10 protein-coding genes are annotated in these 9,934 nt (G+C 71.1%); 1 reads left to right on the top strand and 9 read right to left on the bottom strand.

Translation table 11 applies throughout. The features are described from left to right. From QSG27_RS24895 to QSG27_RS24880, 4 genes are all read right to left on the bottom strand, one after another. Positions 1-1,737, bottom strand: a 1,737-nt coding sequence (locus QSG27_RS24895) for a hypothetical protein (RefSeq protein ID WP_306710912.1), incomplete at its 3' end; no start/stop codon positions are given. Next, positions 1,737-2,306 carry a hypothetical protein gene (locus QSG27_RS24890; RefSeq protein WP_306710910.1) on the bottom strand — a complete coding sequence of 190 codons (570 nt, stop codon included), beginning with the start codon at positions 2,304-2,306 and terminating at the stop codon, positions 1,737-1,739. The genes QSG27_RS24895 and QSG27_RS24890, both read right to left, overlap by 1 nt. Before the next feature lie 248 nt (positions 2,307-2,554). Then, the gene (locus QSG27_RS24885) at positions 2,555-2,824 is read right to left on the bottom strand and encodes a hypothetical protein (RefSeq protein ID WP_306710908.1); all 270 of its coding nucleotides are present in this window, start codon (positions 2,822-2,824) and stop codon (positions 2,555-2,557) included. Between the two features lie 43 nt (positions 2,825-2,867). Then, complete coding sequence (locus tag QSG27_RS24880; RefSeq protein WP_306710906.1) at positions 2,868-3,686, bottom strand: phage capsid protein; 819 nt, start codon at positions 3,684-3,686, stop codon at positions 2,868-2,870. Positions 3,687-4,106: 420 nt separating this feature from the next. Between QSG27_RS24880 and QSG27_RS24875 the strand changes: the two genes are divergently transcribed. Next, entirely contained in the window at positions 4,107-4,568 is a 462-nt protein-coding gene (locus tag QSG27_RS24875; protein WP_306710904.1) for a PRC-barrel domain-containing protein, read from the top strand. Positions 4,569-4,612: 44 nt separating this feature from the next. Here QSG27_RS24875 and QSG27_RS24870 read toward each other — a convergent pair whose 3' ends face one another. From QSG27_RS24870 to QSG27_RS24850, 5 genes are all read right to left on the bottom strand, one after another. After that, the gene (locus tag QSG27_RS24870; RefSeq protein ID WP_306710902.1) at positions 4,613-6,943 is read right to left on the bottom strand and encodes a putative bifunctional diguanylate cyclase/phosphodiesterase; all 2,331 of its coding nucleotides are present in this window, start codon (positions 6,941-6,943) and stop codon (positions 4,613-4,615) included. Positions 6,944-7,154: 211 nt separating this feature from the next. Beyond that, complete coding sequence (locus QSG27_RS24865; protein ID WP_306710900.1) at positions 7,155-7,847, bottom strand: capsid assembly protein; 693 nt, start codon at positions 7,845-7,847, stop codon at positions 7,155-7,157. Between the two features lie 29 nt (positions 7,848-7,876). Then, entirely contained in the window at positions 7,877-8,143 is a 267-nt protein-coding gene (locus tag QSG27_RS24860) for a Bbp19 family protein (RefSeq protein WP_306710898.1), read from the bottom strand. Beyond that, complete coding sequence (locus tag QSG27_RS24855) at positions 8,136-9,650, bottom strand: portal protein (protein ID WP_306710896.1); 1,515 nt, start codon at positions 9,648-9,650, stop codon at positions 8,136-8,138. Before QSG27_RS24855 ends, QSG27_RS24860 begins: the two co-directional genes overlap by 8 nt. A gap of 4 nt (positions 9,651-9,654) precedes the next feature. Beyond that, on the bottom strand, positions 9,655-9,934 hold a 280-nt coding region (locus QSG27_RS24850), incomplete at its 5' end, for a hypothetical protein (RefSeq protein ID WP_306710894.1).

Here is a 9,934-nt window from a genome sequence, read left to right as displayed (position 1 = left end):
CTGCGGCCCGGCGCGGTGCAGCGCCAGCTCCTGAAGGCCGCGCCCCAGATCGGCGTGGAGCGCCGCCGTCTCCTCCAGCCGGAAGCCGACGGAGACCAGCCGCACCGCGTCCGTCCCGCCCGCCTGCCCGAGCAGGCTGACCGGCAGCGGCTCGACGCGGTGGCTGTAGGGCAGCCCGGCCTCGACATGGCGGGCCGGCGGATCGACCACGATCTTTCCGGCGGCGACGGTGGCATCGGCGCGCACCGTCCCGTCGGCGACCACCGCGACGGTCCGCCCCTCCAGATGGTCCAGCCCGCTCCACACCGCGGTCGGGCCGCCGTGGTCGCCGACCAGCGCGGCGTCGAGGTGCAGCGAGTCGTCGAAGCGCTCCACGCTCCATCGCCCGGCGCGGTCCACCAGGGCATAGACCTCGTCCCCGACCACCGCGACGGAGCGCACCGCCCCGTCCGTCTCCAGCCGGGTCCAGGCGGTCACCTGCTCCAGCCGGTAGACGGTCAGGGCGCACAGCGCGCCGTCCTCCATCACCACGAACAGCAGACGGCGCCCCTGGTCGTAGTCCTGGTCGCGCGGCCTCACCACCAGATGGCGGGCCAGCAGCGCCAGATCGTTGGCCTGATAGGCGGCCTCCGTGTCGGTGTAGAGGAACTCGCGGATTTCCCGCCCGTTGCGCGACACGAACAGGGTGGCCCCGTCCACGTCGCGCGGCGGGACGGAGCGGTCCACCGGGGAACCGATGCGCGTCTGCCGGTGCACCTGGATGTTCTGCGGCGTCAGCGGATCGCCCGACACCATGTATTCCGCGCCGGAGGTGAAGACCTGCAGGTGCCGCCCGGAAAAGACCGCGCGCACCGCGTTCACCTGATCCGACAGGATGCCGAACTCGATGGCCTCGTCGTCCTGGCCAGTGCCCAGATCGAAGTTCCACAGATCGGCGGAGCGCGACAGCCACAGCCGGTTCGGCAGGTCGCGCGACCCGCCGACGACCAGCCGGTCCTGGTGGAAGGCCGCCGACACCGGCCAGCCGCGCAGCGGCGAGAAGGACTGCTCGTCCCAGGCCGTCGTGGCGGCGGTCCCGGCCAGCGTCTCCAGCGCCGTCGCGGAAACCTGCATGGCGGAGACCACCCCCTCGACGCGGAGCTGCCGGCCCTGGATGCGGATGCGCGTTCCCTGCTGCTTCGGGTCGAAGACGGGGGCGGAGGCCGTCACCGTCACCAGCCCGTCCGTGCCCGACGGCGTCAGCGTCACGGCGGGATCGGCGAAGCGGTAGAAGGGCATGGCCAGCCGCTCCCCCTCCGCGACGTAGCTCCAGTCGGTGAGCGTCCACGCGCTGGCGGCGCTGCGGGTCAGCTTGCGCGGCGGCACGTCGGGGTGGCAGACCAGCAGCGTGTCGGCGCTCTGCGTCCAGGTGATCTGGGGGAGCTGGGCGGCGGTCCAGGGTGCCGTCACCGTGGCGACGGGCGCGTCGTTCCCGTAGACGTCGATCCGCCCGTCCGAGAAGACCAGCAGGTAGGTCTGCTCCGTGTTGAACTCGAAGGCGACCAGCCGCCCGTCGCCGTGGGCCGGATCGACGAAGGCGAGGCCGGAGCGGCGCGTGACCCCCCCGGTGGGGTGGATGAACAGGTTGCGGAGCGCCAGCGCCCCGTTGTCGTAGGCGCGCAGGTCGCCGCGCCCGAGCAGCCGGCGGGAGATCTCCCCCGCCGTGAAGTTGGTCTTCACCTGACGGATCCGCGCCATCAGCCCCTCGCCTCGATCAGGGTGAAATCCTCGAAGCCCGGCTGGCTGTCCTGCAGGGCGTCGATCTGGCGGGCACGGCGGAACTCGGTCTCGGCCAGCCGTTGCAGCAGCTCCGCCCGGCTGGTGTTCTCGGTCAGCGGGATGCAGAACTCCGCGGCCAGCCGGGCGATCAGCGCCTGGTCGAAGAAGGCCGGGAAATCCTCCTCCGCCGGGCGCCCGACATAGCTCAGCACCACCGCGTCGGAGGCCGCGTGCAGCGCCCGCCCGGCGATGCGGTAGTCCAGCCCGCGGCCCCGCCCGCCGACCCCGGCGCCGAGCGCCCGCAGAAAATCGGCGGGAAGATGGAAGGCCGCGCCATAATCGGCCAGCGGGTCGTCCGCCAGCCGCGGCAACCGGGCCTGCCGGGTGGCGAAGCTCCAGGCGTTGGCCGACAGCAGCGCGTCGCGCGCCGGTTCGTACAGCGAGGCCGCGACCTCGGCCTCGGCGGTGCCTTCGTCGAAGGCGGTGATCGCCGTCGCCCCGATCTTGATGAGCGCGCGGCTGCACAGCCCGATAGCGGTCAATGCCATGGGATCGGTCCTTCCGATCAGGAGAAGCGAAAGCTCCACCGGCTTTCACAACCCTCTCTCCGCTGGGAAGAGGGCGCCCGAGAAGCGGGCGGTGAGGGGGATGCGCGTGGCGGTACGTCCGGCACGAGCGCAGCCCCCTCACCCTGACCCTCTCCCCGCTTTCGGCGGACCAGAGGTCCGCCTGTCGCGTCAGCGCAAACTTCGTTTGCGCGTGAGCGGAGGGGAGAGGGAACACCGGAAGGAACCCGTCAGTCCGTGTTGGACGCGCCGAAGGGCGACAGGTTGGTGACGTCCACCACCCCCGCCGCGTTGGCCGCGACCACGAGGACGCCGGCGGCGGGGATCCCGGCGGTGCCGGTGTTGGCCAGGATCATGTCGCCGCTGCGCAGCAGGTCGGACGCGCCGTTGAAATAGCCGCTGTTGTCCACCAGCGTGGCGGCGTCCGGGGTCGTGTAGTGCCAGAGCGTGAAGCCGTTGGCGTAGGCGAGGACGCTCAGGTCCTTCGAAAGATAGGCCATGGGAGGAAACTCCGTGTCGGTCGGGCTGGTAAGGGCGGCGGCGTCAGGCTTCCAGGCAGCGCATGGTGACGACGCCCGCCGCGTCGATCAGCCCGGCGCCCTGCGACATCATGTTGTTGACGAAGTGGGCCGCGCGGTCGCCGTGCCAGGAGATGTCCGTCTTCACATCGGCGCCGGAGGCGTGGCCGATGGCCGTCTTGTGGTACCAGTGGCACAGCCGCACGCCGCCCTCGGCCTTCAGGCCGGAATGCGGCATCCACAGCGCGCCCAGCCAGCGCTTGGCCTGGGTACCGCGCCAGGGCAGCTCGTCGGCACCGACATATTCGGTGCTGGCGAACTCCTCGATGCCGAGGAGCTGGCTCCACTGCTTCCAGCCGACGACGGCGTAGCGCTGGCCGTCGTCCGGCACGTCGGCCTCGCCCAGCTTCTCGAAGGCCGTCAGCACCTTCGCCTTGGTCAGCCCGTCGCCGGCGCCGCCCGCGTAGTTGGTGGACTTGTTCAGCTCACCGAGGATGAGTTCGTCGGTCTTGCGGCCCAGCGCGTAGGCGCCGGCGCTGGCGATGATCTGCCGCTCGTCGATGTTGGTCTTCAGCTCGTCCAGCCGGTCGACCCAGTCGCCGGCGTAGAAGTCGTAGAGGGTGCATTCCACCGGCGTGTGGTCCAGGTTCATCACCGGAACCGCACCGTGGCGCGCCTTGGTGGAGGCCGTGCCCTTGCCGACCTTCTGGAAGACGGTGGAGGCGCCCTGGACGTTGTTCTTGGTGCGCACCGTGTTGCGCAGCTTGGAGCCCATGCGCTGGTAGGCGTCGTGCACTTCGCGTTCGAACTGCTTGACGAAAGCCTGGGCGACCGAGGTGGACATCGGAATGATTTCCTTTCGCGTTGTGCGGGGGTCCCGTCCGGCGGGGAGCATTCCGCCACCCGGTTGTCAGGCGCGCCCGGTCCCGGAAACAAAACCGGGGACCGCGCGCCCGGCCGCGGGCGAAGCGCGAAAAAGAAAGGGGCTGGCCGGGCCTTTCGGTTGTCCGGCCAGCCCCTTTCAGGACAGGCATGGAGGGGAGGTTTAGGATGCCGCCACCCGCCGCGGGAGGGGACGCACGTCGGGCGTTGGCAAGACCGGTTCTAGGACATACATCCCGTCATGTCAAGAATATTTTCCTTGCAAGGAAGCGATCCTCCACCGCGGTACCCCGTTGGAGCGCGGAATAACCCCCAGGGCCGCACTGTTGAATGATGCGCCTTTATGGCCCGAAAACACGTTGCAAAAAGAGGAATACGCTTCATGAAGACGATCATCACCGCCTGCGGCAAAACGATCATCACCGCCTGCGGCGCCGCCGCCCTTCTGCTCGCCGCGCCGGCCCTGGCCGACAGCGCGTCCGGAACCGCCGCCAAGGAAGCCCCGGCCAACAAGCCGACCGCGCAGGTCGCGGCCACCCACGGGGCGCTCGACCCGGCGGTCGCGAAGATGACCGCGGCCCAGCTCAAGGGGAAGGACGTCTACGGCAGCGACGGCAAGGACATCGCCGAGGTCGAAGGCATCGTCCGCAAGAGCGGCCAGACCTTCGCCGTGCTCGATGTCGACCACGTCGCCGACATCAGCGACAAGGACGTCGTGCTGCCGCTCGACCGCCTGCACATGAAAGGCGACCGTCTTACCGTCGATATGACGGAAGCCGATCTCAAGGGCCTGGAGAGCTGGCAGAAGGGCAAGTACGAGGACGTCAAGGGCGCCCTGCGCTGATACCTGGAACGGTCCGGGGGCCGCACCGGCCCCCGGGCCTGCCCTCAGGCCGTCCGGCGCAGGCGCACGGTCAGCAGGTCGGCGGCCTGCCCGGCCGGAACCGGACGCCCGGTCAGCCAGCCCTGGACCAGGGTGCAGTTGTGGTGGCGCAGGAAATTGGCCTGCTCCTGCTTCTCCACCCCCTCCGCCACCACGTCCAGCCCCAGCATGTCGGCCATGGCGATGATGGTGGAGACGATGCCGTTGTCCTCGCGCTCGCTCGGCACCCCGTTCACGAAGGAGCGGTCGATCTTCAGCGTCGTCACCGGCAGCCGCTTCAGATAGCTCAGCGAGGAATGGCCGGTGCCGAAATCGTCCACCGCCACGCGGATGCCCATGGCCTTCAGCGCGGCCAGCACGGTCAGCGCGTGGTCCATGTCCTGCATCACCGCGCCCTCGGTGATCTCCAGCTCGACCAGATCGGGCGACAGGCGGTGGCGGTCGATGATGCGGCGGAAATCCTCGGCGGACCGCTGGCGCAAATGGCGCGGGGAGATGTTGACGGCCACCGGCACCGGCTCCAGCCCGCGGTCCAGCCAGTCGCGCAGCTGGCGGCAGGCTTCGTCCAGCACCCAGTCGCCCAGCGGCACGATGAAGCCGGTGTCCTCCGCGACCGGGATGAACTCGCCGGGGGAAATCATCCCGAATCCGGGCTTGTCCCAGCGCAGCAGCGCCTCGAACCCCTCCAGCGACTGGTCGATCAGCGACACCTTGGGCTGGTAGTGGAGCTGGAACTCCCCCTGCGCCAGCGCCGCGCGCAGGTCGCGGTCCAGCGCCAGGTGGCGGTGGGCCTGGTCGGCCAGCTCCTTGCGGAAGAAGGCGTGGCGGTTGCCGCCGGCCCGCTTGGCGGCGTAGAGCGCCGTGTCGGCGGAGCGGATCAGCTCCTGCGCGCTGTCGGCATGGTCGGGGAACAGCGCGATGCCGATGGACGGGCGGACGTAATGCTCCGTCTCCATCAGCAGCACAGGTTCCTCGAAGGCGGCCAGGATGCGCTGGGCGGCGATCTCCGCCTCCTTCGTGTCCCCCACCTCGTCCAGGATCACCGCGAAGTCGTCGGTGCCGATGCGGCCCACCGTGTCGCTGGCCCGCACCGTCACGACGATGCGCGACGCGACCTCCTGAAGCAGCAGGTCGCCGGCGTGGTGGCCCAGCGTGTCGGTGATCAGCTTGAAGCGCGACAAATCCAGGCACAGAACCGCGAAGCGGCGGCCATGGCGGCGCGCCCGCTCGATGGAGGAGTCCAGGAGCGACTCGACCAGCGCCCGGTTGGGCAGGCCGGTCAGGCGGTCCCGCGTGGCGAGCCGCAGCAGCTCCCGCTCGTGGCGCAGCCGCTCCGTCATGTCGGCCAGCGCGCAGACGTAGCTGCGCCGCCCCTGCACGTCCAGGCAGGAAACGGCGAGCGACGCCTCGACCCGCCCGTCCTCCCGCTCGATCCCCAGCTCATCCGCGCGCTCCGTGCGGCCGGAGCCCGTTCCCACCGGAACGGTGCCGGCCAGGGCCTCCGTGCCGAGCAGCCGGGCGACCCGCTCGCGGTCCTCCCCGGCGAACAGATCGGCGAAGCGCCGCCCGTCGAGCTGGACCGACGGCACCCCGAACAGCGCGACGGCGGCGGGGTTGTGCTCCTCCACCAGCCCGTCCTCGCCGACCAGCACGATGGCTTCGCCGACGTTGTTCATGATGCCGAACAGCCGCTCGTCGCGCTCGATCAGCGCTTCGGCGGCCTGCCGGAAATACTCCATGGCGCGGGCCATGGCGCCGAACTCGTCCTGGCGGTCGCGTCCGGGGATGTCGATGCCGGTCTGCCCGCCGGTCAGCCGCTCCATGCTCTCGGACAGCGCCTCTATGGGGCCCAGCACATGCTCCGACAGGAACACCGACAGGGGCCAGCTCAGCACCAGCAGGACGGTGATGAACAGGACGAAGGCCAGGGCCTCCGCGGCGAATTCGCGGTCCAGATCGTCGGTGCCGCTGGCCGCGGCGACGGCCCAGCCCCAGGGCTCGAAGACGATGCTGGCGCGGACGGAGTGCCCTTCCCCCATCCACCCCTCGGGCACGAGCCCGTCGGTGAAGACGCTGACATGGAAGGGATCGCGCCCGAGCGCCCGCAACGCCAGCCGGGCCTGCCCCTGCCCCTCGTCCCGCGCCACGGCCCCGGTGTCGATGGCGGTGTTGATCTCGCCGAGCATCGCATGCGCCGACTCCACCAGAGCGTGCGTCAGCCGTTCCCGCTCCGTAATCAAACCGTTGCGCAGCAGGTAAAGCGCAGGTATTGCCGCCATGAGGCAGCCGATCAGGCCGATCCAGGTCAGCCAGCGGATCTTGCGGCGCAACGTCATCACGGTTCCGGCGGCGGTCGTCGTGTCCGGCCTTTGTCTGTGGCCGGTTGTCATTCTGTGACGGAGCCTCGCTTTTTTATTACAGCCACGCAACGCCCAAGTTGCCCGCCACCGCAGCCCACCCCCGATTTCAATCCCGCTGCGACATTTTGCCCGCTCGGCGCGGCATGGCAACGCGGGAACCATCGCGAAGCCACGCCGCGCCGCCGCCTCAGGCGTTGGGATAAAGCCGCCGGAAGCCGTCGGTCACCCGCGACACCACCGCCGGGTCGCGGTCGCGCCAATAGCGGGGGTCGCGCATCAGCGCCTGAAGCTCCGCCTCCCCGCCGCCGGACGGCGTGCCGGCGGGCAGGGACAGGGCGGCGGGCTCGGCGCCGCTCATCATCCGGTGCAGCGCCATCACCCCTTCATAGGTGGTGGACAGCCCTTCCACCGCCGCGGGCGGCAGGTTCTTGACGGCCCAGGCGTGGAGCTGCCGCGACACCTCCCGCCAGCGCTCGGCCCCGCCGAACTGGGCGGACAGCCGTTCGACCTCCCGTTCCGCCTGGAACTCGGCGGCCAGTTCCTGGATCAGCGGGACCAGCCGTTCGGCGGCAAGGTCGTAGACGAGCTGCGCCTGCTCCGGCGTGAAGCCGGCGCCGTGCAGGCGGCCGTTGATCGCCGGGTCCGGCTCGAACAGCCCGTGGTCGCAGGCGATGCAATAGCCCTCCGGCCCGTCCGGCACGCCGGGGACCTTCAGCAGGTCGGGCCGCTCGCCGCCGGGGGCGGACAGCTTGCGCTCCAGCTCCAGATAGGACTTCAACAGCGCCTCCACGCGCACCGCGCCGGTTTCCGGGTCGCGGAACTTCTCGGGCACCGCAGGCGGGGCGCCGGGAGCGGGGGCGGTCAGCAGATTCTCGGCCATGGAACACTCCTTGTTCGATAAAGAGGGGATCAGGCGCCCTGCCCGCGGGCGGTTAGGGCGAGGATCAGGGCGACCAGACGGCGCTGGCCTTCCAGGTCGCGCAGGGCGGCGTCGGAGGCGTCGGGACCGAGCGTGCGTTCCAGCGTCATCGCCGTCAGCGTGCCCAGCACCCGCGCCCCGTCCGGCCCGGCGAAGCAGCGGGCGAAGCTGGGGGCCGGATCGCCGCCGGTTGCGGTTGCGGGAGCGCCGTCCAGCCAGTCCCAGCCGGCGGGATCGGCCATGCGATGATCAGCCATGGAACGCCTCCGCCCGCACCAGCTTGGCGGGCACCCCGAAGGCTTCGCCCAGCCAGCGGGCGGTCGCCGCGGCGTCCACCGTGGACAGCGCCTCCGGGCCGAGCTGCCGCGCCGTGTCCAGCCAGCGCAGCGTGGCCTGCACGTCCCGCTGCGCCTGCGCCTGGGCGAGCGGGGAGCGGTGCTGGAGAGCGACGGTGCGCCCGTCCACCACGATGTCCGGGATCTCGCCGCGGCGTCGCAGGATGCCGACGGCGCGCAGCAGCAGCGGGGTCAGCAGCTCCGCCTGGAGCCGCCCATAGGTCGCGCCGAGCAGCCGCGCCATCTCGGCGGAGCGTTCGACCACCTCGGTCGCGGTCATGCGCGGCTGGTCCAGCGGCCCCAGCCGGTCGGCCAGCAGCGCGTGGCGGATGCGCGCCCGCAGATCGTCCAGCACGAGCTGTGACACGTCGAACCGCCCGGGGTTGGCGAGCGGCGTCAGCCCGGCGGACCCCACCGCCTTGGGGATGATCGTTCCCGGCACCAGCCGGATGGTGGCGGGGTTCAGCACCCCGTCGTCGTCGGCCTGCCAGATGCCGGTGACGGCGACGGAGGCGTTCTTCAACACGAGTTCGACCACCTTGTTGGCAGTCTTGATGTCCGGAAGCGCCTTCATCACCGGCGACCGGCCATAGGTCTCCCCCGGCGCCTTTAGCCATCGGAAATTGATGAAGGGCGATTGCGCGAAGCGCCCCTCGGCCAGGGTGGAGGGGTCGGTCAGTCCGCTGTCCAGAACCACCATCCAGCGGTAGGCGAGCCCATCCGGCAGCACCGCCTCCACCAGAGGGAAGCGGTGGTCCGGCTCCTCCGTGCCGCGTTCCCGTACCTCGTCCGGGACGGCGGCGCCGGGGAAGCGCCGCTCGATCTGGGCCAGGGTCGCCTCGCTGCGGCGGAAGGTGCCGTCCAGCCGCCCGTCGCCCCCCTCCTCCAGCACCGCCTCGGCCAGCGGCACGGCGGTGAAGCGCAGGCTGGACGCGCCGCCCGGCGGGGCCTCCTCCATCAGAAGGCAGGCGGTGCCCACCGTCACCAGATCGAGAAACGCCTGATGGATCTCCACGGCGAAGTTGGAGCGGTCGACATGGGCCTGCACGATGCCGGCGGCACGGTCGAGCATCGGGGCCACGCGGTCGCGCTCCCCGTCCGGCAGGGACGGGCCGGGCTGAAGCCCGAACCAGCGCGACCAGGGCGGGGTCAGTTCGGCCAGCAGGCTGGCGGCGAGTTGCTCCACCGCGTCGGGGGCGGTGCCGTCGAACAGCCGGTCCACCCGCCGTTCGCCGGGGTTTCCGCCGCCGCGGAAGGGCTGTCCGTTGGGCAGGGCGTGGTCGTAGCATTCCTGCCAGTGGCTTTCCCAGACCGACCGGCGCTCCCGCGCCGCCCGGTAGCGTTCCAGCAGTTGGTCCGGACCGTTGCCGGGACCCTGGCCGGAACCGTGTTTCCGGTGTTCCCGCCCGGTCTGCGCGCTGTCGCTCATGGCGTCACTCCCCCAGAAGGCGCTTGCGCAACGGCACGAGCGCGCTGACGTCCAGCACCCCGCGCCAGGAGGTCTGGACCGTGCCCGCCCGCCCGCGGCTGCGCCGCTGGATCAGCGCCTCGGCGGCCTTGGCCGGGTCCTTCTCCTCCTCCGCGGCCGGAGCCGGAGCCGAAGGGGCCGGATCGGCGGAGGGCGGGGGCGCGGGAGCGGGCGGCTCCGCCACCGGAGCGGCGGGGGTCGGTTCCGGCACGGCGGTCCACCAGGGCGCCGTGGCGGGGGGCGGC

The sequence above is a fragment of the Azospirillum isscasi genome, assembly GCF_030849505.1.
In the GTDB taxonomy this organism is placed as follows: domain Bacteria; phylum Pseudomonadota; class Alphaproteobacteria; order Azospirillales; family Azospirillaceae; genus Azospirillum; species Azospirillum isscasi.
Note: the sequence above shows the minus strand (reverse complement) of the source record. Positions and strands in the feature narration are given on the sequence as shown.

Coding starts and splice junctions, on each gene's coding strand:
- QSG27_RS24870 (WP_306710902.1), bottom strand. CDS start 6,943: ATGACGTTGCGCCGCAAGATCCGCTGGCTGACCTGGATCGGCCTGATC.
- QSG27_RS24865 (WP_306710900.1), bottom strand. CDS start 7,847: ATGGCCGAGAATCTGCTGACCGCCCCCGCTCCCGGCGCCCCGCCTGCG.
- QSG27_RS24855 (WP_306710896.1), bottom strand. CDS start 9,650: ATGAGCGACAGCGCGCAGACCGGGCGGGAACACCGGAAACACGGTTCC.
- QSG27_RS24885 (WP_306710908.1), bottom strand. CDS start 2,824: ATGGCCTATCTTTCGAAGGACCTGAGCGTCCTCGCCTACGCCAACGGC.
- QSG27_RS24880 (WP_306710906.1), bottom strand. CDS start 3,686: ATGTCCACCTCGGTCGCCCAGGCTTTCGTCAAGCAGTTCGAACGCGAA.
- QSG27_RS24860 (WP_306710898.1), bottom strand. CDS start 8,143: ATGGCTGATCATCGCATGGCCGATCCCGCCGGCTGGGACTGGCTGGAC.
- QSG27_RS24875 (WP_306710904.1), top strand. CDS start 4,107: ATGAAGACGATCATCACCGCCTGCGGCAAAACGATCATCACCGCCTGC.
- QSG27_RS24890 (WP_306710910.1), bottom strand. CDS start 2,306: ATGGCATTGACCGCTATCGGGCTGTGCAGCCGCGCGCTCATCAAGATC.